Raw genomic sequence first — 25771 nt, forward strand, 5'->3', positions numbered from 1 at the left:
TGTTCTGAAAATGTAGTGGGTTTTTGATACGGATATCCTTGTCCATCCCTATTATCCCCCTAGAAATAGAAAGATCCACCGTGGTCCGCTTCGATGAGAGGCGTGGTGGATTCTGTTACTTATAACATAGCTTAAAAGGAGTAAAAGTGTCAATGGGTGAAGCAGATATTACATTGCTAATCATGCAAATATACAGGGATCTAATTCTAATAATAAGTAGTTCACTTTCGATGGAGAAAAACAAAACCTTATCCAAACTGACAATTTTCACACGAGGGGGCTGTGATATTATCCCCATTACTAAAACAAATGAAACAGATAATCAAAGTAAAATGGGAAAGAAAAATAGGATGGGGTAACAATTGAGGTTTAAAATCAAAGTGATCCTTTTCTATCTACATCCAACTATTCTATCAAACAACTATTCTACAAAATAACTCAAAATCCTGCTAAAATATAAAATAAAAAAATAAATAGAAAGAAGACATAACACAATGGCTTTGAGAAGGACTTTAGCCTTGAGAACGACTTTAGTCGTAGACATTTATGTCAAAATCCACCTGCTTTAGTAGGTGGTCGTTTAACCCTGTAAAAACTATGTCAAGGATGGTACATTTCATTGGCTGTATTCAACCATACCGTGTTGCAGTACTTTTCCCGCTTCTGCGTCGTTGTCCCTTCATAGTAATCTAGTAAACTATTCATATTCATATAACAAGGGGCTGATGAATTCCCATTCCTATAATAAATGTAGCTACTCCAGGGATAATATTCTGGCAACTTAACCATTTTCGCCTCGACTGGATTGAGATGAATATAGCGGCTTACTTCCAGCATTCCTTCTTTGTCATCAATCACTTTGTCATAAAAACGTTTTTCATATACATGACCTGTGAGGCGATATTTTGTATTATAATAATTAGCATACCGCTTATTGATTAGTGCCATTAACTTCGAGATCGCCACTTCCTTTGAACATAATTGTAAATGGTAATGATTATTCATGAGGCAATAGGAGGCTAGTTCAAAGGGGTACTTTTCGTAGAGTTGCTGGAGGATATGAAGAAAAGCTTGAAAGTCACTGACATTTCGAAACAAGGGGTCACGGCGATTTCCCCGACAAACAATATGGTAAAATCGCTCTGGTATATAAATTCTTTTCTTATATGGCATCATGTTTCCCTCGCAATCACTTGTTGTTTATTCTGCCCCCACCTTCTTAGCGTCATCGCCTCCCAAATTGCATGATCGGCTATCCTTTCTTCCCCTGCTAAATCAGAAATGGTCCTTGCCAGTTTAATGATTTTAATTTGGACGCGATTGCTCCAGTTTTGCTTAGCGGAAACATTTGTGAGTGTCTTTTTCTGTTCCATTGACAATGGGCTCGTTTCCATCATCGTTTCAAACGGAACCTTTGCATTGGACACTTCTACTTGATAACGGTCAAACTGACGCTGGCGTGCTGATTCCACTCGTTTACGAATTTCTAAAGAGGATTCTTGCTGTTCCTGCGGCTGGTTTACATTGACCGATTTTAAAGATAGGAGAATATCCATCCGGTCATAAATAGGACCTGACAATCGATTTCGGTATGCTTGAATTTGCTTGTGTGAACAAGTGCAGTAATGGTGCCTGGAACCAAGGTATCCGCACGAACAGGGATTCATCGCACCCACGAGTATGAATGAAGAAGGATATGTCACGGTAGAGTGCACTCTACTAATCGTCACCTCACCCGTTTCTAGTGGTTGGCGTAACATATCAAGTGTCTTCTTAGAAAATTCTGCAATCTCATCGAGAAAAAGTACACCGCGATGAGCCATTGAAATTTCACCAGGTCGCGGGTTCGACCCACCACCAATAATGGAGACAGCTGAAGCAGAATGATGGGGGTGCCTGAAGGGAACTGTTTGATATTGGTTTCGCTTTTCACCCGCTAGCTGATAAAGACTAATCACCTCTAGCTGAGCTTGATTCGTTAATTTAGGTAAGATAGAGGGGAATGTTTCAGCCAACAAGCTTTTCCCACATCCTGGTGGACCACTCATGAGCAAATTATGCTCGCCAGCTGCAGCGATTTCTAATGCTCTTTTCGCTTGCTCATGGCCAATCACATGTCTAAAATTTTTTTGACGTGTGTCAGAATCTGGAGTTAGATGTTCCTTTGACGAGAAATGAGGTTGAGACAACAAGCTTTCTTGACCTTCCAAATGCTGAACTACCTCCTCAATGTGATTCACAACAACACATTCAATACCTTGTATCATATGGAGGGGAAGAACCGAATCATAAGGTAAATACACACGTTTTATCCCAAGGCCTTTGGCAGCAATAATAGCAGGTAATATTCCTTCTCCACTCATAACCGTACCATCAAGCGATAACGCACCAATGAAGGCAGTCTCTAATGGAATCTCACGCTTCACTCCACCCAACTCCTTCAAAGCAGCAATGGCGATGGCCAAATCAAACAAAGAACCATTTTTCTTTTGATCAGACGGCGAAAGATTCACGACCACCTTCTTGTCCGTCACATCCAGGTCAAAATGAGCAATCGAAGCCAACACCCGCTCTCGTGATTCCTTAACCGAAGCATCAGGGAGCCCCACAATCACCATCGACTCCGTATCTTGCGAAATCCTCACCTCAACCTGCACACGGTAGCCTTCCAAACCTCTTAAGCCAATACTTGAAACCTTGACAGTCATACATATGCCTCCAATTAAATATTTTCAATATATAATTCGTACTAAAACAAATGAAACAGATAATCAAAGTAAAATGGGAAAGAAAAATAGGATGGGGTAACAATTGAGGTTTAAAATCAAAGTGATCCTTTTCTATCTACATCCAACTATTCTACAAAATAATCCAAAATCCTGCTTTAATATAAAATAAAAAAGTAAATAGAAAGAAGCGCAACAAACCCAACCGTTGCTACACTTCTCTCCTAACAACCTTCGACATATTCCGGGGGGCGTCTCTGTGACATTACATTTATGCTTCACTTAATATTCGATATATTCCGGGGCGTCCTTGTGATCCGGAGTTCTGTTTAATTTTTTCAAGCAATCATGTATAATAAGTCTAAATAAATTAAAGTTGGTGATGTTAATGGAACCTATAAGAATTGAACATGATGACATAAAAAAAGCAATTCAATCTGGTCATTCATACATCCAAGTTGGTAAAAGAAAGTTTTTATTGATGGAAGTAGAGGATGTTGGTAACGATGATTGCTATGAAGTTACTGATCCTGAAGAAGAAAGGCATTTAATGGCAGCAATCCATGAAAATAATCCGATATTAACGGAAGAAGAAATAAAGAAAATGTTAGAGAGCTAACCAATGAAAACAGTTTGGAGAAAATCAGCTATTACTTCCTTAGTGGAATTAGATCAGTGGAGAAATAGTTTTGAACTCCCACCGATAGCATCATATCTAAAAGATACCATTCAACTTTATTTTGCAAAACAAGATTTTTCAATATATATTCCTGGTCGTCACGTTCTCATTCGAAAAATGCCTGTAGACCTACGAATGGTACTAATTTCTATTGGAAAATCAGATCCTTATAAAGTTTTTTATAGAATAACAACAAATCAAATTGAAATATTTTTAATTCGCCACCCGCATCAAAGATTACTAGCATAACTAGTAATAACCTGTATTTTTATACACCAGCTATTTTCAACTACCTAAACCCTGACTGAATAGGCAATGCAACACCTATAAAAGAAGTAACCAACATTTCCAATGCCTACGAGGAGAGGAATGTGGTTACTTCTTTTTTGCTTGCCTATTCATTCGTTTTTTCAAGATATTTTTCAATCTATTAACATTCGACAAACTTCGGGGCGTCACTGTGACAATACATTAATTCGTTAATTTAGGTAAGATAGAGGGGAATGTTTCAGCCAACAAGCTTTTCCCACATCCTGGTGGACCACTCATGAGCAAATTATGCTCGCCAGCTGCAGCGATTTCTAATGCTCTTTTCGCTTGTTCATGGCCAATCACATGTCTAAAATTTTTTTGACGTGTGTCAGAATCTGGAGTTAGATGTTCCTTTGACGAGAAATGAGGTTGAGACAACAAGCTTTCTTGACCTTCCAAATGCTGAACTACCTCCTCAATGTGATTCACAACAACACATTCAATACCTTGTATCATATGGAGGGGAAGAACCGAATCATAAGGTAAATACACACGTTTTATCCCAAGGCCTTTGGCAGCAATAATAGCAGGTAATATTCCTTCTCCACTCATAACCGTACCATCAAGCGATAACGCACCAATGAAGGCAGTCTCTAATGGAATCTCACGCTTCACTTCACCCAACTCCTTCAAAGCAGCAATGGCGATGGCCAAATCAAACAAAGAACCATTTTTCTTTTGGTCAGACGGAGATAGATTCACGACCACCTTCTTGTCCGTCACATCCAGGTCAAAATGAGCAATCGAAGCCAACACCCGCTCTCGTGATTCCTTAACCGAAGCATCAGGGAGCCCCACAATCACCATCGACTCCGTATCTTGGGAAATCCTCACCTCAACCTGCACACGGTAGCCTTCCAAACCTCTTAAGCCAATACTTGAAACCTTGACAGTCATACATATGCCTCCAATTAAAAATTTTCAATATACAATTCGTACTAAATCAAATGAAACAGATAATCAAAGTAAAATGGGAAAGAAAAATAGGATGGGGTAACAATTGAGGTTTAAAATCAAAGTGATCGTTTTCTATCTACATCCAAACTATTCTACAAAATAACCCAAAATCCTGCTGAAATATAAAATAAAAAAGTAAATAGAAAGAAGCGCAACAAACCCAACCACTGCTACACTTCTCTCCTAACAACCTTCGATAAATTTCTGGGGGCGTCTCTGTGACCATACATTAGAACTTCACGTAGAAATTCAAGATATGTTTCCATGATTATCACGTCCTTTCCTAAACGGAAAGAAGAGCAACAACCAACCACCCTCACAATATTCAGTTGCTATTTAAGTTTATCATACTCTACTACTCATCCTATCTATCAACATTCGACATATTTCGGGGCGTCACTGTGACAATACATTTACCCCTTTACTCCAATAGTGGATTTCCAAAAGGACTTTTTTTGATATTTGTAGAAATAGGAAGAGAATAAGAATATGACTTTTTTGGAAAACCTACTCTTTATGTATTGATTTTTTTATCCTGTACAGTTAATATCAATCTAGAATGAGGGTGAAAAGATTGTCCCAAGAAATGATGCATAAACTTAAACAAGAGCTGAATGATGAACAATTGGGTCATTATGCTAAGCTTTTATATCGTTCATATAACTTCAACTTAACTAATAAACAAATATGGGATCTCATTTACTCCTCATTTGAGGGGAAATTCAACCACATATTTGATTGCTATTCCCGTAAGTATGTTGCAAATGAAGCTGCTAACGAATTAATAATGACCTATGTTCCTGCCGAAAAAACCATTAAGTATAACTTTATTAAAAATTTTGTTGATAAAGAAGATGAAGTCACCTTTTTTGAGATGTACACCGATTCAAGTAGGGTTGATTTATGCCGGGTTAACGGAAAATCCATTGCCTATGAAATTAAAACAGAAATTGATGGTCTAACAAAATTGCCAAAACAACTCAACGACTACTCTAAATTATTTGAGTATATTTATGTTATTACTGATGAAAAGCATATCAAAAAGGTGCTAGATATAGTCCCCTTCCATTGCGGAGTTATTAAATACAGATTTTTAAAAGGGGAGTGCATTTTCAGTTATAAAAAAGCCGCTTTAAAAAGTCCTGATATATGCCCAGAAGCTCAAATTCGGAATCTATCATCCAGAGACATTGAATTAATACTTAAAAAACAGCAAATTAATGCAATCCCTTCAAAGAAAAATGAAAGGATAAATTTGCTGTTAGAATTGTACCAAAGTAAGAAAATCAATTCTTTGTTTAAATGGAGATTGCAAAGTAAGTATGCTCAACAATGGGACTTTGTTAAAAACCATTTCCAGGAAATATATCCAATTGATATTCAACCTTTTTTCCACCACCCCATTGACCCTGACCTTACTTACTGTAAGCCTTCTTTTTCAGACAAAGTATATATATAATGGAACATCGTGATACCTTTCCACTTAGCCTGGCTTTTCCCAGGCTCCTCACCCCTACTTATTGAATAAATTAGTTGACAGCCAGGACACTTTTGATGGTGATCTTCCGAGAATTCACTCCAATATTCTGAGGAAACAATTTTAGGTGCAATATAATTCTCAAATTCAGCTAAATCCTTATTTCTTCTGTATCCTATAAAATAATTGTACTGATAAGAATAGTAAATTCCTGCAGGACTAATCCCTCCGCCCTTTGAAGGTAGGTCATTAACTATGCACGCATAATCTCCAAATCCATCAAATTGATGCAGCCGAGAATAAGTGTCGCGTAAACTATTGTCAATTGTAAAAATTGGCTCTCCATCTTCCAAACTCACATTTGTCACTTCACTGGACTTGGTAGAGTTTAAGATAATAGAAGTGAAATTCACTTTGCTTTTAAGCTCTTGAATATCGATATACATTCTTCTTAAAGCGGGATTTAAATGACTAGCTAATCCAATGTCTAACACTAAATAATCGCCATTTTTTATTAACTCCTTTACTTTTAAGAAAGCTTGCTTAAATGTATTTGAAGTAACTCTAAAAGCTAAATTATTAAAGTCTTTAAGTGTTTCCACATCATTCTCTATGTCCTCTGGATCATAGCTATTAGGATTATAAGACACTACTGGAATAGCATTTTCAAGCTTTGCAAATTTATTAACAATCTCTTCATAATATCCCGGCTTCCTATTTACCCTAGTTAAAAAATCCCTAACGACGGCTGTTGTATTGTTCGGCACATTCTTTTTAACAATATCAATTAAAAATGGCCTTTTTTCATCATTTGAACAAAAAATATCCTCCAGTTCATCAGTTAGATCTTTATTTGAATTACTTTTCGTTTTAAGTTGGATCATCTCAATCATTGGTACAATGTTCGGTGAGATAGGTATTTGATATAGTTTTTTCAGAACATTCATTTCCACTGTCCTGTTTTTAATTACCGGCATATACATGATATCACTCCTTCGAATTTGGTGCTTTTATAGTTCCTTCCAAGTACTCGGTTATTCCATCTAACCCAGGGAACAAGGAAGCCTTATGTATACCATAAAAATCCAACGTCTGTTTAATTGTGTTTCTGCAATTTCCGTTAATCCTTATCTTTTCTATTTCAATATCCTCATTTTCCTCCAGAGGTAAAAGTGGATTATTATGTACGGTAAAGAGTCCATCCTGGGCTACTATTCTTTGTGTGACATGGTCTGGTTCAAATAATTTGACCTCATTGTCATCCTCTTCATATACATAAGGTTCAAAATTGTAATCTATATTGGAATCCAAATTTGATGAATTAATAACATATATAATACTATCGCTATCGTGTTGTTTATTTACAGCAAAGTATGTAGCAACTATGGGGTTCTTTGTCCAATCTAGAAGTCGTGTAGGTAAACCATGGTGTTGTGCAATTGCGAGGATTTCCCATTCATTTTGTGGAGTTTTATCTAAAAACGGTACTGCCAACCTTCTAAACTGCTTCATTATTGAATACTCATACTCGAATAAGTCACATCCACTTTGGCGGCCAATTTTAGGTATTAGTTTGTAATCTGTATTGTAGACACCCCGAAACAGATAATCCCCAGATTTAAAGTGTTCTAATGCGCCATGAAGCTCCAAAAAACTTGACACTGTGTAATCCATTTTACTAACCCCTTTAATATTCCCTTATGATATTGTAATTCGACAAGGGACGTCAAAATCCTTTTTGTTTTTCCGAGTATAAGTACAGCACTAATAATTTACTCAAAGCTTTCTTTACAAAACTTAATCAAGCCCCCTTAAGGGAAACGCTTACAAAAATGCCACTCCATTTACTATAGTTTTTAGTAAATTTTATAGTGACCTCTCTGTGACTTAGCACTCTATTTGTACAATAAATTTTTTCTCCATCGAAAGTGAATCTGAGTACTACCAAAATCGACATGGTGATCATACTCCCTTCCCTTTAACATTCGACAAAATACGAGGCATCACTGACCTTACATTGAGATTCAGAACTTCACGTAGAAATTCAAAGAAATGTTTCCATGATCATCACCCCCTTTCCCTAAAAAAAGAAAAGAAGAGCGACAACCAACCACCCTCACAATATTCAGTTGCTATTTAAGTTTATCATACTCTACTACTCATCCTATCTATCAACATTCGACATATTTCGGGGCGTCACTGTGACATTACATTTAGCTTAATCACCAAATCTCCTGTTCCATTCCTTCATCACATAGGCTTCCGCTTCTTCAAATGTATCGAAAATTCCTGTTGAATGATCAAAAAAGATTTCAGCTTCATCCGCTTCTGGAACTTGGTGTACAGATCCTACAAATTTCTCTCCCTGTAAAGTTATGTGTCCAATATACTCCTTACCTTCAAAAACACCTGATATCAATCGCTTGTTTATCATTGCTTTAAATTCCTTTCTAAATTCCAAGAATATTAAAGTTAATCTTCATCGCAAGAAAAGTTACTTCTATCAACATTTTTATGGGGAATACCTACCTCTTTTTTTGCTCTTTCCCAATCATGTTTTAGTAAAAAAGCTACCCTTTTTTCAAGTTCGTTTATATCTTCTTCTTTTCTATCAATCAGAAAACGTTCCATACAATCAATTATTTTTTTGTCCTCTTCATCACGCGGGTTTAACGATAAAGATATAAAGGTTTTTATCTCCTTCAATTCTTTAATTTGATCACTTGAGCAAAATAATGCGATTTTTTCTTTTACATCCTTACGCCATTTTTGTCTCTCCTCAGTTATGTATTTTGCTTGGTGACTACGAATACTAGAGTGTTGAGTTGATAAATATGAAATGATTGAGGCAATTACGCTTGAACCAATCAAAGATCCAATTACAGTCATAATAATTTCTGTAATATTCACGACTATCTCCTTAAAATTTATTATTTTATTTTTACCATTCAGCATCTACATAATTTTATGTACTGTCGTAAAGAACATAATTGTTAAGGACTATTGTCATTTCCTTAGGATGAACTTCCAGCAAAGTTCAATCCAATAAAACCAAAATTTAACGTCAATCCTGTTAGATGAATGTGCTTTACCATACCTTTAATACCTTTAATAAACATAAGGCATCCCTCCTTCATCTGCTTTGCTGGATTAATTCGTTCACCCAATGGACATTGAGGGAAGTCCTTCCTAAAGAAATGACTGTTTTTTTCATATTGTGGTTAAACATTAAAGGGAGCGTGTAAAAACCACTACTCCCTCTTGTCCACTTGATAACCGCCAAGTACAAATTTAGCAAGAAGCAAAATACTCTTCTAATCCCTACTAAATAAATCCCGAGTATATACCTTATCCTCTACTTCACGTAAATCATCAGATAATCGATTCGCAACAATAACATCTGATACTTTCTTAAATTCTTCGAATTCATTAATTACTCTAGAATTATAGAATGCATCCTCTTGAAGCGCTGGCTCATACACAACAACTTCAATTCCCTTGGCTTTTATTCGTTTCATAACCCCTTGAATAGCAGATTGTCTAAAGTTATCAGAATCCATTTTCATCGTAAGACGATAGATTCCTACAACTTTAGGTTTTCTTTTAATAATCATTTCAGCAACATGATCTTTTCTTGTTCTGTTGGCATCTACTATTGCTGCCATAATATTATTCGGAACATCTTCGTAATTAGCCAGTAGCTGCTTTGTATCTTTAGGAAGGCAATAACCACCGTATCCAAATGAAGGATTATTGTAATGTGTACCTATTCGAGGGTCTAGTCCAACACCATCGATAATTTGTTTTGCATCTAATCCTCTTACTTCCGCATAAGAGTCTAACTCATTAAAGAAAGCTACTCTCATTGCTAGGTAAGTATTTGCAAATAGTTTAATAGCTTCAGCTTCCGTTGAATTTGTAAATAAGACATCAATATTTTCTTTAGCTGCACCTTCTACTAACAATTCAGCAAAAACTTTTGCTCTATCAGACTGTTCTCCAACAACAATTCTTGAAGGGTACAAGTTATCATATAATGCCTTACCTTCTCTTAAAAACTCTGGTGAAAAAATAATATTTTCTGTCTCAAATTTCTCTCGTACTGCTTCGGTATATCCTACCGGAACTGTAGATTTAATAACCATCACTGCATCGGGATTAATAGATAAAACGTTAGCAATAACAGCTTCAACAGTCCTAGTATTAAAATAATTCTTTTCAGGATCATAATTGGTAGGTGTAGATATAATTACATATTCGGCATCCTTAAATGCTTTATAATTGTCCGTTGTTGCAGATAATTTTAATTCTTTTGTTGCAAGGAATTCTTCAATCTCATTATCTATAATTGGAGACCTTTTATTATTAAGCATATCTACTTTTTCTTGAATAATATCTAATGCAATTACTTCGTTATTTTGAGCCAGTAATACAGCATTTGATAAGCCCACATAACCTGTACCAGCGATTGTAATTTTCTTCATAATTCACAACCTCTCTTCATCTTTATGCTTAACCTTCCTTTTTAAACTTTCATTATTTTTTTTATAGTTCTTTTTAACCGAATTATTCTCCAGTCCCATTTTGTACCAAAGTAATCCTTGAATTTTTTTAAAATTTCGTTATTTAATTTTGGATTACTTAAATTAACTTTTTCACCTGAACTTGGTATTGTTACATCAAACTTATTATTTTTCCCGCTGTGTGTACCAGTTCCATCTAGTCCAATATTCTTAACTCTGGATTTAATTGGATATATTGTAAATTTATTTAATTTCGATTGAGTATAACACCATCTAATAGCCCATGAATCTATTTTGCCATTCATTTGAGCATCAAGCATATCTGCCATATCTCGTCCGCCACAATTTAATTTTTTTCTAACAACTTTGTCTTTTTTAAATTTGGGGTAATCCTTCACTTCCCAGTCTACTTGAATCCAACGATCTATCCAAGTTGCCCATCCCCAGCTTCCACCTCTGTATGCTAAATATACATCATCACTATAACCATTTGGAAAATTTATATTAAATGTATAGCCACATATAGACCAAATATCATCATTTTTCTCATAATAATTTAATGCTTGGTTCATATAGGATAGAAAATCTGGAGAAGTTACTAAGTCATCTTCAAGAACTATTACTTTTCCAAACTCTTCAATCTTTGAAGTAACACCTTCTATTACTGAATTAGCTAATCCCTTATTTTCAGTTGACATATGAACTGATACCGATTCAAACCAATTTTTTTCTGATAAACTCAATATATAGTTTCTTACTTTTTCAACTTTCTCAATGTCTTTTTTTCCTTTGGGGGCATCAGAAAAAATGAATAACTTTGATTCTTTAGATAACTCATTCTTTGCCAAGGCTTCAACTGTTTTAATTGTGTGTTCTGGTCTAGCATAAACAAATAGTACTATTGGAGCTAACAATAAAATCACAACCTCTATTTCACTAATTTAACATTCTTTTAGGATTTATCGCTTTTAACATCATTTTAGTAGCAATCCTCGTTGTTTTAAAAAATAAAGCACCAATTAGTGCAACATAAATTTGGGCTATCAAAGTAGCAATCGCAGCTCCATACCCCCCTATTTTAGGAATAAGTATTAAATTTAAGATTATATTTATAATCATTCCTACTGACATAAAAGCCAAATTGTATTTTTGTAGATTTTCACTAATTAACCAAGTTGATCTTGCTGTACCTAACATTCCGAAAGTTCCTGCCCACACACTAATTGTAAGAATACTAGAGGCTTTGGTAAAATCTGCACCATATAATATGTTAATAATAATTTTGGAAAATAATATAATTACAACCCCTACAACTATTCCCACCCACAACATAACTGAATATAGCTTTATTAAAGTTTCATGGTATTTATTATTATTTAAATTTTTATATTCCATTATAACTGGTTTAAACGAAGTTATTATTGCCATAGGAATAAAATACCACATTTCAGCAACTCTTACCGCAGCAGAATAAATTCCTAACTCTCTTGTATTTTCAATCATAGAACCCAACATAACTTGGTCAACTCTCATATATAATGTTGCCATCAAACCTGACAATATAATATACCAACTTTTTGAAAGTATATTTCTAGCAAACGAAAAGCTAAATGATAACCTTGATTTACTATTTCTAATATTAAAGTAAACTATTACAAGAGTTATACCAAAAATGACAGCGTCAATAAGAAATAACAACGCATAATGAAAAAGATCTCCATCAAAAAGAACAACGAAAACTTTTAGTAGTGAAAAGAATACATATACAATAATTCTAACTATTGTAAGAGTTTTTCCCAATTGATACCTATGCATCCAAAATTTTATTACTTCAAAGGCTTTAAACACCATTGATAATGATAAAATCAGAACAATTAAATGAAGGATTCTGTCATTCGGTTCTATTATGTTAATAACTCCTACTGTTAACGCAGTTAAAATTGAGCCACTAATAAGCCTTAAAATAAAACTTGAAAAAACAATTGTTCCTTCTTCATATTCTTTATCCACAAGTTCTTTAACTACAAAGGTTTCTAAACCTAAGGATGAGATAGCAGTAAACAAGGTTACGAATGCCAATGCATAATTAAATAAACCAAATTGTTCCGGTCCAAAGTACCTTGCAATCAATGCAGTTGTAAACAAGCCAATAAACATAGTGAAAACCTTTTCACTTATTAACCAGCTTGCATTGCTTACAATCCCTTTTCCGACGGCACTATTTTTTTTTTTAGTAACTCAATTAATTGTTTCATATACATATTGCCCTCACTTATATATAATGACAAACTTACTCAGTTGAAATCTCTTTATAAATATTCAATAATGTATTAAAATTAGTTTCTTTATCATGTACTTCAAGTGCTTTATTTCTTGCATTATATGAAATACTTTTAGTTAATTGTTGGTCAGCGAATATTTGCTTTATATAAAATGCCATCATATACGGAGCATCGTGTTGGTATAAGAATCCATCGAAATTATGCATGATTCTATCTGTCACCCCGCCAACATAGGAAGCAACACTAGGAACACCTAAAATTTTAGCTTCACTTAGTGAATTTGATTCATTTTCAATTATTGAAGGAGACACAAATGTATGTGATTTCAAAAATCTACTACACATGTCTTTTTCATCAAGCAGTCCAGTGAAAAAGACATGATTTCTCAAATGATATTTTTCTATTAACTTTTTAATATACAAGGCATATGAGGAATATTTCAGTTTTCCTTTTAGAGTAGTAGCCGATATAAAATTAGGTCCAGCAATGTACAACTTTGTATCTGGATATTCTTTAATAATTAATGGTAGTGCCTCAAGCATAAAGTGTAACCCTTTAATTGGGTAGGCTGCTTGACTTAGAAATATTGAATGCTTCTCACAATTATCTAATGACCATTCATTTTTATAAAACACTTCTCTCAGAGTCTCATTACAAAAATGATAACTTGCCTTCGGATTGATTTGTGTAGTACATACCTTATCCCAAGTAGTTCGTCCGATTATATGATCTGCTTTTTGAATTGCTTCAGTCTCAAATATCCCTCTTTTTTCAAATTTCTTCTGTTGTTGAATGATGTTGCTTTGTCTTATAAAATCTCTAAACGTGAACCTTTTCTGAACACTAGCTGGAAGATGAGCCAAATAATGTTTTGCTATAACTGATACAAGACCTTGAATGTTAATTACAGATTTAATACCACACTCTTTACATGCATTCACCATTGCCAACGTATGTGGAAACTCTGTCCCAAAAATGTGGACTAAATCTGGTTTCACCTTTTTTAAAATGCTTTTTAAATAAATGTTATCTTTTATTAATACTGTATCGGTCATCTTCAAAATAGGAAAAGCAAAGTAAGTAATTTTTTCTCCATCAAACTTACTTACATTCTTTACATTCAAACTAGGGAAAACAATTGAAAGTTCAAAATCCTTTTTGTTTGATAAAATTTTCGAAGTGTTAATTAACCATCCTCCAAATGGGGATGCATTTTTGTTCATTAATTGACATGCTTCAGGAGGCGGGTTATTTGTAAGCCACAATACTTTCATGCTATATTACTCCTCATATTTCCTGTTAATAATTTTTTGATTTCCAACTAAGGTTTAAATAGTTATTCTTGAGCTCTTGAATTTTTTTGGGACTTACACAAATCTAAATACTTCTTGGTCATCCCATTAAATAAAAGAAAAAGTAAAAACATATATGGAACACCTTCTAGTATCGGTTCCACCATAAATTGTAATACAAAGCCCAAAAAGGTACTAAAGATAAATATTTTAAATTCAATCTCTACAAATTCATTAATAATAATAGTAAATAAATTTATAAAAGATTTGATTGTATATATAGATAGAAAAAAGAAAGGAATCAATCCTGTGGCATTCAGGACATCTAGCCATAAATTATGTGCGTAAGAGAAACCCATTCTATATCCGCCAAATGGGAATTGGAACATTTGACTTATTGCAGTTTTCCAGAATAACATCCTTGGGTCACTTTCTAGTGTATTTGTTTCCGATCTCAAATACCACGTAGAATTTAATACAAAATCTTTTATGCCAAATGTATTACTTATATAAATGAGATAAACTACAGTAAAAGAAGACAATATCGCAAATAATAACTTTAAAAATTCTTTATAATTTTTTCTTCTTTGAAAGCCATAAATTAAAAAGCTAAAACAGAAGTTTATTACTATAATTACCAATAAAGTCCTAGTTCCTGATATAAATGAAAAGATAGCTGAAAGTACAGTTGCTAATATTATAATACTGGAAACTAAAATGTGTTTTCGGTCTTTTAATACTATAATACTATAAAATAATAGACTTGAGATTATTGCATAATGTGTGCCTTGGAGAGTTGCCGCTATATTTACACCCGTCCATATATCTGGTATTATCCTCTCACTAATTGAAGGACGAAATCCATATATTTGAAAATATTTCAACATATTTAAAAAGCCATGAATAAACAACCCTATAGAAATTGTTATCATTGACTTCACAATGAAGTTATAATCAGTTTTCACTATAAAGTATCCCAAAACAAAGCAAGCTATTGGTCCAACTAGAAATACGAGAATTGTAAACATTCCAGCTGATCGATAAAGAGAAAAGATGATAAAATAACTAACTGTAAAAAGAAATATTAGTAATAGATCAATTGTTATTTTAAATTTCGATACTTTATGATTAATAATAATCAGTGCGGTAATAAATAATCCTATTAACCAATATTGACCTTTCTCTAATAGATTAATAGAAAACAAAAACACGCTAATCAGCCATAACCAATCAAGGTTTTTTCTTTCATTAATTGATAAAAGAGTATTATTTTTAGAGTTCCCTTTTTTCATTCTAACCTCAACCTTCGTTTTAAACGCCTATAATATTAATAAACATCTATTTATTTAAATTCCATTTTATAAGAGTAGAAGTTTTTAACTTTACTTAGGTACTATTACTTAATCCTCCCTTTCTAGTTCCATTATTTTCCTCGCCTGCATGATGTTATTTTTTTCCTTAGAAACAAATTCTTTAGAATTTAGCCCTACACAATGTAAATCTTTCCGACTTTTCTTTAAAATCTTATTAAGAGTATTTGCCATTCCGTCAATTGTTTCATCCTCAAATAAATAAACATATTCATTATATACTTTGGGCATCCCTTGAAGTGGAGTTGTGATAACAGGGGTACCTGAAACCATATACTCCATGTTTTTAGATGGAAAAGAGTATTTTGTAAATTCTTCACTCGAAGGCCGTGGATTTACTAATAAAGTTGCTTTTATTTGTTCATTTACAACTCTATTATTTGGGACAACCCCATGAAATTTAATCCTATTATCTTCTAATTCGTAATGTTTTATGTCACTTTCCATATCACCATATCCAAATAACCACAATCTAGCATTTTTATCATTTAATTTCATAAATGCTTTAATTAACTTATCTAAACCGTATTTCTTTTTAAGAGCACCCGCATAAATTATTACTTTTTCTGAATATTTATTATCAAAGGAATTTGGCACACCTTCCATGTCACAGTCTACCATACCTTCTACTACTACATACGGTCTGCAATTTGGATTAACTATTTTATTCATTTGTTCTGTAAGGATCACATATCGATCGTACCTATACATAAAAAAATTAACGATAGATTTATTTATTTTTAATTTGACCCTCTTTAATAAAGATTTTTTTTTGAATTGTGCGTAATCGTCCATATAGTTTGGTACATCTGTAACAATTGCTACTGTTGTAGTCCCAAATATTTTAGATGACAAAAGAGCAGCAGATGATATCGATAAATTTAAGACATCACAAATAATGAATTTTTCTTCTTTTCGGTTTTGTAAATTCCATTTAAATGCATTAATTAGAGTTTCAAAAAATATTGAAATATTCCTTAATAGAGGATTCTTCAAAACAGACACGTAGTAGAATTTTATCTTCTTATAATCCTCAGTCTTTTTAAATTCACCTAATTTTTCATTGGTTGGTGGTCTAGAAATTACTTGTATAGTATTTCCTAACATCAAAAGTCCCTTGCTAAGCAATTTGTGGAATTTTTGAGCTTGTTGTTGCGGTTTTCGGTTGCTTTTTTCAAAAATAGTACTGAATTTTTCATCAGAACATAATGTTGACACATATAATATTTTCATTTTGTCACTCCTGATTACTACAAACGGCTATATTATAATTATACTGGTACCAAAGCATTTCATCCCGCCATTAGTACATTTAAAATAACATTTTATTTATCAGACCACATCTTCTATTATCATATCCCTATACTTTTCTTAGCGATTTCATAGTAAGAATAATGCTTCATTCCCTCGGTTTCTGAAACCTTTTTCATTTGTTTATAGGTATTCTCATTATTTATTACATCCATTATATTTCGTTTAATTTCATCCACTGAATCTTCATACAAGAATTTGCAATTACCACCCAAATCTACATGAGTTGTACCATCCCAATACTTTACAAACATTGGGATGCCTAGACCAACTACCTGCTCCCAAAAAACAGAATGTCGCCCAGGAAAAATCACTAAGTCTGCCGAAGAAAAATACTTGTAGCTTTCTTCTCCAGGAACCCATCCTATATATTTTATCTTTTCACCATCACTAAGTGCTGTTACTTCTTTTTTTAAATCCTCTACTACTGAGCCAAAAACAATAAGCTTAATATTTGGATGAGCTATACTCTTCACAGCTTCCATTAGTAATAATGTTTGCTTCTTGGCATTATCAATTTTTCCTCCTGTAATAATCAAAAAATCATCGTTACTTATTTGATATTGTTCGCGAATCAATGATTTATTTTCTTCGTTCTTCATTGCTTGAACTTTTTCATCATCAACACCCATCACTAATAATTCAATTTTATGTTTAGGCAAATTATAAACTTCTTTTAGAAAAGAAACTCTTGCCGGAAGAACTCCATAAATTTTTTGGGTGTAAGGTTCAATCATTTGTGCGCACTTTTTCCAAATAAACCCATGCAAAAAGTATTTTGAAAACCAGTTTTGAGCACTATTTGAGAAATCAGCATGATTATCGACATAAGTAATGACATTAGGATGCTTTTTTAGATATTTGACAATATTAATAATATCTAAAAACTGGACACCATGAACAAATAAAATATCAGGATTTTCATTTTCTAAAGTTTGATATAAATCTTTATATACTTTAAACTTAGAATTAATATTGGTACTAAATTTATTTTTAATTCTGATCATCTTAACACCATAATCATTATAATAATCGGTACGATAATTTATTTCCAAACTGTTATTTTGATTCCATATATACTGTGATGTAATAACACTTGTTTCGTATCCTAGTTTCTTATGGTATTTTGGTAACAGATTATCTTGATATGTCCATCCATCGGTAACAGGACCACATAAGCAGATATGAGTAATCTTCATAAAAAACACTTCCTAGTTATTAAAATAATCCAACACTAGCTTAAATTTAGCTAACAATTTCTTCTGCTAAACTCATTATTTCCATTACGTCATTACTCTTTAAATTTATATCTTCTAAATATTCCAGTCTCTCCCCATATACATTCTCCATTAATTTTGCCAATGATTCACTATCAAAGCTATTAAAAAAATATGCATTAGAATAACCATCCAATATTTCATGTGAAAAAGGAGTATCGGATGCCAATATCATACCTCTGTGTATTTTACATTCTTGTATGGGCAAACCATAAGTTTCGATATATGAAGGGAATACGAGAACGGACTTAGAATAATAATTGAATACATCTTCTCGACCAATGCTTCCAATAAAATATATTGGTAAATTCTTCTCTTGAACTCTTTTATATAAATCCGAAATATGATCATTTTCATTTCCTTTTATTGTGATAATTACTTTATAGCCATGCATGTTTTTATTCTTTAATTTTTCGCACGCCTCAACTATTAACCGATGATTCTTATAATAACTTGCACCAGCAGGATAAAAAAATGTAGATAAAGTTTCATTATCAGGTTTAAAGTATTTCTGTATATTCACATTAATTCGAGGGGGTACTACTTTTATTTTTTCTTTACTTATACTGCATTTCTCAATACAAGCCTTCTTAAACCAGTCTGACTGTACAATAACCTTCTTAGATTTTTTTATAGATTTATATATTGCATTACTTAATATATTTTGATAAAACCAAAAAAGTTTATTTTCTTTAAAGCTAAATTTATAATCTATAAATGGTAGAGATTGATGAACATATATAATTTGTTCGATGTTAATTCTTGGGATTTTTAAGTTTTGAAGAGAAAAAACTTTATCCGGTTGATATTTTTTTACAATGTATTGTGCAAAAAAATGATCAAAAAAAAGCCTATGTAACCAGCTTTTTTTTAACCAAGGAAACCTAAGAACTTTGATGTTCGCCGTCTCTTGAAATTCAGGCTTACTCAGTACAAAAATCCATTGAATGTTCTTATCTTTATAATTTCTTACTTCATTGTAGAACTCATCTAATATTGATAAGGCCCCTCCGTTCTCAGCCGGAACATCAAATACCATTATTTTCATTATTACATTCTCTCCCAAACAACCCTATTCACATAATCTGTATATGATAATATTATCCGTAATACCTTGTCCGACACATTTGGCATACTATAATCACTAACACGCCTTAAGGTAGTTTTTTCTTGTGTCTCCAGTACCTCCAGTCCTTGTAATACTCTTTCTCTCTTTAACCCAACCAACATAACTGAAGCTTCTTCCATCGCTTCTGGCCTTTCATGTGCTTGTCTGATATTTATAGCTCTAAACCCAAGAATAGATGACTCCTCACTAATTGTTCCACTATCACTTAGAACTGCTTTAGCCTTTATTTGGAGTTTCACATAATCGTTAAATCCTAATGGTTTCATAGTTTTCACTAAAGGATTGAATTTTGTCTCTTTAACCTCAATCATTTTTCTTGTTCTTGGGTGAGTACTCACAATCACTGGCATATTATATTTCTCTGCAACGGCATTTAAACTATCTACTAAATCTAAGAAATTAACTTCTGAATTGATATTCTCTTCTCTATGGGCTGATACCACAAAGTAGTTTCCCTCTTCTAATTCGAACCTTTCTAATACATCTGAATTTTCTATTTCAGCTTTTCTTGAATTTAGAACTTCAAACATAGGGCTTCCAGTTTTAATAATTCTATCTGAAGGAACACCTTCTCTAAGAAGATACTCTCGTGCAATGTTACTGTATGTTAAATTAATATCAGCTGTGTGATCGACAATTTTTCTATTCGTTTCTTCAGGCACTCTTTGATCAAAACATCTATTTCCTGCTTCCATATGGAAAATAGGAATATGACGCCTTTTGGCAGCAATAGCACATAAACAACTATTTGTATCTCCTAGCACTAAAAATGCATCTGGCTTTACTTTTTCCATAATAGGATCTATCTTAACTAGTATATTTCCAATTGTCTCCACTGCAGTCCCTGTAGCGGCATTAAGAAAATAGTCTGGTTTTTTCAAATTAAAATCTTTAAAGAACACTTCGTTTAATTCATAATCATAATTTTGCCCAGTATGAACAAGTGTATGTTCAATTGCGTTTGATTCTTCTAACTTATTAATAACAGCTGATAGTCTAATAATCTCCGGTCTTGTACCCACAACTGTCATTACTTTTAATCTCTTCATAAATTATACCTCCACAAAATAAGTGTCCGGCTTTTCCGGGTCAAAACATTCATTTGCCCACATTACGGTTACGAGATCACTTTCGCCAACGTTTACAATGGAATGTGTATAACCGGTAGGAATATCTACAACCTGCAACTTTTCACCACTTACTCTATATTCAATAATTTCTTCAGAATCTATCTTTCTAAAGCGAATTAAGCCTTCTCCGCTTACTACTAAAAATTTCTCATTTTTAGTATGATGCCAATGGTTTCCTTTTGTTATTCCTGGTTTTGATACATTTACAGAAACTTGTCCTCTTTCAGGTGTTCTCATAAATTCTGTAAAAGAGCCTCTATGATCACAATTCATTTTAAGGTCATATGAAAACTGATCTTCAGGTAAAAAGCTTAAATAAGTACTATAAAGCTTCTTTGTTAATTCATCTTCCATATTTAGAATACTTAAATTTGTTCTACTTTCTTTAAAGCTCTTTATTAGTTCAGCTAGATCCCCAAGTTTAATATTATGTGTTATAGGCACAATACAGAAATCTTCATGCACTGTGGGTTTTCCCTCTAAAGCACTTAAAAACTCTTCCAATACATCATCTATATAACAAAGTTTAAGTTCTAAATCTGGATTGTTTATTTGAATATCTAAATCTCTAGCTATATTATGGCAAAATGTAGCCACCACAGTATTATAGTTAGGTTTACTCCACTTTCCAAATAAGTTAGGAAGTCGATATACATAAACTTTTGCATCAGTTTCAAAATAGTGATTGAATAATAAATCCTCACCAGCCTTCTTACTTCTTCCATAAGGGTTATCTTTTTCTGCTTGTATCGAAGAAGTAATAAGAATGGGAGCATTATTTCTATATTTTTTCAATAGTTCTAACAATCGAGAAGTAAAACCAAAATTACCTTCCATAAATTCATTTTCATTTTGGGGTCTGTTTATCCCAGCTAAATGGAAGACAAAATTACATTCTTTGGTATATTTCTCAAGTAGCGAAGGATCACTTTCCCTTGTAAACTCAAAGATATCATTATATCCCTTGTTTTTAAGTTCAGCGATAAGATTTTTTCCTACAAAACCCTTTGCGCCTGTTACAAGAATTTTCATGTGTTAATACCACCTTTAATTTATTACATGAACCTTTTCATTCCATTCCTTAAGCTCATTTTGAACATAGTTTAATTCCAATAATTTTTCTTTAATTTGCTCAACACTAAGAATTTGTGTATTATCCGAATTATATTCTTCAATAGTAGTTAGCTGTTGATCTCCTTCCGCAAAATACTTGTCATAGTTGAGATCCCTTTGATCAGCAGGAACTCTATAGAAACCAGGCAAGTCTTCTGCCTTTACATATTCCTCTTTCGTAAGGAGTGTTTCATAACGTTTTTCTCCATGACGGGTTCCAATAATTTTTATTTCATTATCCGCACTAAATAATTCTTTAATAGCTTGAGCAAGGTCCCCAATTGTACTAGCAGGGGATTTTTGAACCATAATATCTCCTGCCTCAGCATTTTGAAATGCAAATAGTACTAACTCCACCGCTTCTTCTAAGCTCATAAGGAATCTTGTCATATTTGGATCTGTAACAGTTATTGGCTGACCGTTTTTAATTTGTTCAATAAATAAAGGAATAACCGAACCACGAGAGGCCATTACATTCCCATATCTAGTTCCACAAATTAGAGTTCTATCTGGGTCAACAGTTTTTGATTTAGCAACAAATACTTTTTCCATCATAGCTTTTGATATCCCCATTGCATTAATTGGATAAGCCGCTTTATCTGTGGAAAGGCAAATTACTTTTTTCACACTATACTCAATAGCTGCTGTTAATACGTTGTCTGTACCATTAACATTAGTTTTTACAGCTTCAAGAGGGAAAAACTCACAAGATGGAACTTGCTTTAATGCTGCTGCATGAAAGATATAATCTACCCCATGCATTGCATTTTTTACACTGGCTATATCTCTAACATCACCAATATAAAACTTTAACTTTTCATTTTTGTAATGTTTTCTCATATCATCTTGTTTTTTCTCATCTCTAGAAAAAATGCGAATTTCTTTTATATCGGTCTCTAGGAATCTTTCCATCACAGCATTACCGAAAGAGCCTGTACCACCTGTTATCAATAAAGTTTTATCTTTGAACATATGAATACCTCTTTTCAAATTATTTAAAATGACTCATTATAATGTCGTATGATTGCTTCACAGTATAATTTTGTTCTAAATATTCCCTTGCGTTTTCACCCATTTTTTTTATTAATTCTTTATCACACAGCTTTGGTAATTTTTGATTAAAATGCTCAACATCACTACTCTGGCACCAAAAACCAAATTGTCCTTGTTCTATTACCTTTCCGATATCAGAGTTAAGATCTGTTGCTGCCAAAACAGGCATTGAAGCCTGCATATAGGAAAGAAGTCTGGAAGGGAAATTTGGTATAGTAAAGCGTTTATCAAGGAAGATCAATCCTACATCACATGAATTCACTAAAATTTCATAATCCTCTTTAGGTAGTTGTGCAAATAACTGTGCATTGGTCACCTTTCCACTTTCAAAAAATACTTTCAGTTTATTAAACTCTGTACCTGAACCAGCTATAACAAAATAAATTTGTTCATTTTCTGTATTGGCCTTTAAACAATCAATTAAAAAGTCAATACCTTGGGGTTTTCCAAGATTACCTCCATATACAAATACCGTTTTGTTAAGAGGTATATTGTACTTTTCCCGTATTTCCCTAACTTTGTTTTCATCCTTCTTTACTTTTAGAGGATCAATGCTATTTGGACAGACCTCTACTATATCGGGAGAAACTTCCATATTATTTCTTATTACAAAATCAACATTCGCCTGTGACATACATCCGATGAAGTCTGATTGAGCATATAACTGCTTTTCTTTAAACCTAAAATATTTATATATTAGACTACTTTTACTAAACATATTTAAATCAACAGCATTTTGAGGAAAAATGTCCTTTAACAAAAGATAAGACTTTGCATTATCCTTTTTTTTAACATAATTAATTACTTTTTCGAAAGTTATTGGTGGAGTTGAATAAATTACTAAATCAAATTTTATGCCCTTCAAATATTTCTTGATGGCTTTCAAAAATAAGCTTTCTATCTTTAATGTTGATATACCCTTTTCAATAACATTAGTTTTGGTTATATTCCCAATTCTTACTCTAAGAAACTGTACTCCATTTTCATAAATGTATTCGGTCGGTCTATTTAGTCTCTTTTCTCTTGGGCTAACAGCATATACATCATGCCCCTCATCTCTAAACTGTCTTAACAGATCAGTATAAATTCCTCTATCATCTATATTATTTAACCGACCAATTGACAAAAACAATATATTCATTCTCTCACCCTTACCAATCCATTACTTTGAAAAAGCATTTTCTACAGATTTTAGGATTTTTATTTCATTAAATTTCATCATACAAACCCCGTCTTCATAATGACCAATTGCGTCATCATTTGGATTTCCATTTATATTATTAATAATCATCTCAGGAACATTAACTCCACTCTCATAGGCATGTGGATATCCACCACCAAATCGAGGATTCACTTCAGAAATGTAATATTCACCATTAACTTTAAATATATCAATATCTATTATTCCTTTAAAACCTGAATTTTTCACAAAATTCTTTATTAATTCAAACAGTTGGTTATCCTTAACTGAAACAGACTTGTCAGTTTCACCAGCCCTCATCTTAATCTTTTCTTTTATAAATATCGCCACCGGTTCTTTAGAAATCATGTCAGTATAAACATCAGCACCATACTCTGTCCCATCCATGAATTCCTGAATCATAAGGTTGTCAAACCTTGAAAATAACAATTCAATCTCTTCTTTGGATGTTACTTTGCTTATATTGATACTTGCACTGCCTCTTACGGGCTTCACAAACACTGGGTATTTAATGACTCCAGCTTCCACATCACTATAAAACTGTTCTTTATCTATATAACTATTAATAGTTTTGAAGTCATTACGAGTCAAAAATTCAAACATCTTATATTTATCAAAACACATTTCAACAACATCTGAATCTGAGATAATGGGTACACTACCAATATCTAAAAATACTTGTTGGTGTTCTGCAAGAAAACTAAGTTCTGGATCTATCAAAGATAAAATTGCTTTTATATTATTTTGTTTACATATTGAAAGAATGGCATCTAAATATCCCTCTTCTTCCATTCTAGGTACAATATAATAATCATCGGCTTCATATAAAGCAGGGGCCAAATCACTGCAGTCTGTTGCTATTACAAGACCTCTACCATCCAACTCTTTTTTAAAATACTGCACAATCTTATTTCTTGTTCCACAGCTTAATATTAGTATGTTTAAATCATCGCTCATTCTTAAGATCCTCCAAATTATCAAAAAACAATGGTGTCCCACCCGTATGAATAAATAGAATCCTTTTATCCGTAATATTATTCTTTTTAATATACTCTTTCATACCCCAAAAGGCCTTACCAGTGTATGTTGTATCTAATGGGATACCATCATTTATTAAAACTTCATTAATTGTCTGTAGTACTTTATTATTATAAGAACCGTAACCTTCAAGTATATAATCATCTATAAACTTTATTTCTTCAGTAGCTATTGACTTCTTTTTATGCAAATTCATTAAATAACTATTTACGCTATCTAAAATAACTTGCCGACCATAAGGATTTTTACGCGCATTACTTATTCCAACAATTTCTCTTTCATCAGCGTTTAATAATTTTCCACATACAAGTCCAGCTTGTGTGGTTCCAGTACCAGACGTATGAAAAATATAATCAAAATGAATGCCAAATGAGTTTTCGTAACCCAATATCTCATGATAGGCATTAACATAAGCATGTGTCCCTATATCACCATGACCCCCACCTTGAATAAAATAGGGGTTATATCCTTGTATTTTTAGTTCATCCAATTTTCTTTTTATAGTAATACCTACTTCAGAAACTGGACATAGCGTAACGATAGAACCGAACAGTTCAACCAGTTTACTATTTGCTGTTGATTGATTAGATCCACTAGGTGAAATTATATGACAAGGGATACCTTTTGCCGCTGCGATATTTGCTATAATCCTACAATGATTTGAACTACTACTCCCATAAGTTACAATGGAATCAAATTTTCCCTTTATCAGGTCTTCAAAGAAAAGAACTGCTTTTCTCGCTTTATTCCCTCCAAAAGAAATTGGAATAAGATCATCACGTTTTATATAAAATGTGTTATTATTTAGACTTTCTGTCATCTTATGAATTGGTGAAGCTTCGAAATGATTAGTCATTTTATATCTTCCTTAATTCCAATTGATTTTTCCTATCAATCTTTG

General features: G+C 32.9%; 25 protein-coding genes. 4 read left to right on the top strand and 21 right to left on the bottom strand.

Annotation, left to right across the window (positions count from 1 at the left end):
- The first annotated feature begins 152 nt into the window (after positions 1 to 152).
- Positions 153 to 359: a hypothetical protein gene (locus NC797_RS02945; RefSeq protein WP_272435158.1), complete on the top strand. Its 207-nt coding sequence runs from the start codon at positions 153 to 155 to the stop codon at positions 357 to 359.
- Between the two features lie 241 nt (positions 360 to 600).
- Here the strand turns inward: NC797_RS02945 and NC797_RS02950 are convergent, their stop codons facing one another.
- Complete coding sequence (locus tag NC797_RS02950) at positions 601 to 1176, bottom strand: REP-associated tyrosine transposase (RefSeq protein ID WP_417168673.1); 576 nt, start codon at positions 1174 to 1176, stop codon at positions 601 to 603.
- Positions 1173 to 2708 (bottom strand): YifB family Mg chelatase-like AAA ATPase, encoded by a 1536-nt coding sequence (locus tag NC797_RS02955; RefSeq protein ID WP_272435160.1) that lies wholly within the window; start codon positions 2706 to 2708, stop codon positions 1173 to 1175. Before NC797_RS02955 ends, NC797_RS02950 begins: the two co-directional genes overlap by 4 nt.
- Positions 2709 to 3114: 406 nt before the next feature.
- Here NC797_RS02955 and NC797_RS02960 point away from each other — a divergent pair, with 406 nt between their 5' ends.
- Complete coding sequence (locus NC797_RS02960; RefSeq protein WP_272435161.1) at positions 3115 to 3345, top strand: hypothetical protein; 231 nt, start codon at positions 3115 to 3117, stop codon at positions 3343 to 3345.
- Between the two features lie 3 nt (positions 3346 to 3348).
- Complete coding sequence (locus tag NC797_RS02965) at positions 3349 to 3654, top strand: hypothetical protein (protein WP_272435162.1); 306 nt, start codon at positions 3349 to 3351, stop codon at positions 3652 to 3654.
- Positions 3655 to 3876: 222 nt separating this feature from the next.
- On the opposite strand, the gene NC797_RS02970 is transcribed toward NC797_RS02965, so the two are convergent.
- Positions 3877 to 4614 carry a magnesium chelatase domain-containing protein gene (locus tag NC797_RS02970; RefSeq protein ID WP_272435163.1) on the bottom strand — a complete coding sequence of 246 codons (738 nt, stop codon included), beginning with the start codon at positions 4612 to 4614 and terminating at the stop codon, positions 3877 to 3879.
- A gap of 634 nt (positions 4615 to 5248) precedes the next feature.
- On the opposite strand from NC797_RS02970, the gene NC797_RS02975 reads away from it, so the two are divergent.
- Complete coding sequence (locus tag NC797_RS02975) at positions 5249 to 6133, top strand: sce7726 family protein (protein WP_272435164.1); 885 nt, start codon at positions 5249 to 5251, stop codon at positions 6131 to 6133.
- On the opposite strand, the gene NC797_RS02980 is transcribed toward NC797_RS02975, so the two are convergent.
- From NC797_RS02980 to NC797_RS03065, 18 genes are all read right to left on the bottom strand, one after another.
- Positions 6094 to 7134: a beta family protein gene (locus tag NC797_RS02980; protein WP_272435165.1), complete on the bottom strand. Its 1041-nt coding sequence runs from the start codon at positions 7132 to 7134 to the stop codon at positions 6094 to 6096. The genes NC797_RS02975 and NC797_RS02980 overlap by 40 nt on opposite strands.
- A 4-nt stretch (positions 7135 to 7138) precedes the next feature.
- Positions 7139 to 7825: an FRG domain-containing protein gene (locus NC797_RS02985; RefSeq protein WP_272435166.1), complete on the bottom strand. Its 687-nt coding sequence runs from the start codon at positions 7823 to 7825 to the stop codon at positions 7139 to 7141.
- A 544-nt stretch (positions 7826 to 8369) separates the two neighbouring features.
- Positions 8370 to 8585, bottom strand: a complete 216-nt coding sequence (locus NC797_RS02990) for a hypothetical protein (RefSeq protein WP_272435167.1) — start codon at positions 8583 to 8585, stop codon at positions 8370 to 8372.
- Positions 8586 to 8623: 38 nt separating this feature from the next.
- Complete coding sequence (locus NC797_RS02995; protein ID WP_272435168.1) at positions 8624 to 9061, bottom strand: hypothetical protein; 438 nt, start codon at positions 9059 to 9061, stop codon at positions 8624 to 8626.
- Between the two features lie 404 nt (positions 9062 to 9465).
- A complete protein-coding gene (locus tag NC797_RS03000) occupies positions 9466 to 10635 on the bottom strand; it encodes a nucleotide sugar dehydrogenase (RefSeq protein ID WP_272435169.1) in 1170 nt (389 codons plus the stop codon).
- A gap of 41 nt (positions 10636 to 10676) precedes the next feature.
- Positions 10677 to 11588 carry a sugar transferase gene (locus tag NC797_RS03005; RefSeq protein WP_417168674.1) on the bottom strand — a complete coding sequence of 304 codons (912 nt, stop codon included), beginning with the start codon at positions 11586 to 11588 and terminating at the stop codon, positions 10677 to 10679.
- 22 nt (positions 11589 to 11610) lie between these two features.
- The gene (locus NC797_RS03010) at positions 11611 to 12876 is read right to left on the bottom strand and encodes a flippase (RefSeq protein WP_272435226.1); all 1266 of its coding nucleotides are present in this window, start codon (positions 12874 to 12876) and stop codon (positions 11611 to 11613) included.
- Positions 12877 to 12964: 88 nt separating this feature from the next.
- On the bottom strand, positions 12965 to 14230 hold the full coding sequence (locus NC797_RS03015) for a glycosyltransferase (protein ID WP_272435171.1): 1266 nt from the start codon (positions 14228 to 14230) through the stop codon (positions 12965 to 12967).
- 62 nt (positions 14231 to 14292) lie between these two features.
- Positions 14293 to 15540, bottom strand: coding sequence for a hypothetical protein (locus tag NC797_RS03020; RefSeq protein ID WP_272435172.1), 1248 nt, complete (start codon positions 15538 to 15540; stop codon positions 14293 to 14295).
- A 108-nt stretch (positions 15541 to 15648) separates the two neighbouring features.
- A complete protein-coding gene (locus tag NC797_RS03025; RefSeq protein ID WP_272435173.1) occupies positions 15649 to 16851 on the bottom strand; it encodes a glycosyltransferase family 4 protein in 1203 nt (400 codons plus the stop codon).
- A 119-nt stretch (positions 16852 to 16970) separates the two neighbouring features.
- The gene (locus NC797_RS03030) at positions 16971 to 18128 is read right to left on the bottom strand and encodes a glycosyltransferase family 4 protein (protein WP_272435174.1); all 1158 of its coding nucleotides are present in this window, start codon (positions 18126 to 18128) and stop codon (positions 16971 to 16973) included.
- A 46-nt stretch (positions 18129 to 18174) separates the two neighbouring features.
- A complete protein-coding gene (locus NC797_RS03035; protein ID WP_272435175.1) occupies positions 18175 to 19254 on the bottom strand; it encodes a glycosyltransferase in 1080 nt (359 codons plus the stop codon).
- A gap of 2 nt (positions 19255 to 19256) precedes the next feature.
- Entirely contained in the window at positions 19257 to 20384 is a 1128-nt protein-coding gene (gene wecB / locus NC797_RS03040; RefSeq protein ID WP_272435176.1) for a non-hydrolyzing UDP-N-acetylglucosamine 2-epimerase, read from the bottom strand.
- Positions 20385 to 20387: 3 nt separating this feature from the next.
- Positions 20388 to 21497 (bottom strand): capsular polysaccharide biosynthesis protein CapF, encoded by a 1110-nt coding sequence (locus tag NC797_RS03045; protein WP_272435177.1) that lies wholly within the window; start codon positions 21495 to 21497, stop codon positions 20388 to 20390.
- Positions 21498 to 21512: 15 nt separating this feature from the next.
- Positions 21513 to 22550: a polysaccharide biosynthesis protein gene (locus tag NC797_RS03050; RefSeq protein ID WP_272435178.1), complete on the bottom strand. Its 1038-nt coding sequence runs from the start codon at positions 22548 to 22550 to the stop codon at positions 21513 to 21515.
- Between the two features lie 19 nt (positions 22551 to 22569).
- On the bottom strand, positions 22570 to 23772 hold the full coding sequence (locus tag NC797_RS03055) for a glycosyltransferase family 4 protein (RefSeq protein ID WP_272435179.1): 1203 nt from the start codon (positions 23770 to 23772) through the stop codon (positions 22570 to 22572).
- A 21-nt stretch (positions 23773 to 23793) separates the two neighbouring features.
- Positions 23794 to 24789, bottom strand: coding sequence for an ATP-grasp domain-containing protein (locus tag NC797_RS03060; protein ID WP_272435180.1), 996 nt, complete (start codon positions 24787 to 24789; stop codon positions 23794 to 23796).
- The gene (locus NC797_RS03065) at positions 24779 to 25726 is read right to left on the bottom strand and encodes a 1-aminocyclopropane-1-carboxylate deaminase/D-cysteine desulfhydrase (protein ID WP_272435181.1); all 948 of its coding nucleotides are present in this window, start codon (positions 25724 to 25726) and stop codon (positions 24779 to 24781) included. Before NC797_RS03065 ends, NC797_RS03060 begins: the two co-directional genes overlap by 11 nt.
- Positions 25727 to 25771: the final 45 nt, after the last annotated feature.

Origin of the sequence: Terrihalobacillus insolitus (assembly GCF_028416575.1) — a bacterium.
GTDB classification, from domain to species: Bacteria; Bacillota; Bacilli; order Bacillales; family Amphibacillaceae; genus Terrihalobacillus; species Terrihalobacillus insolitus.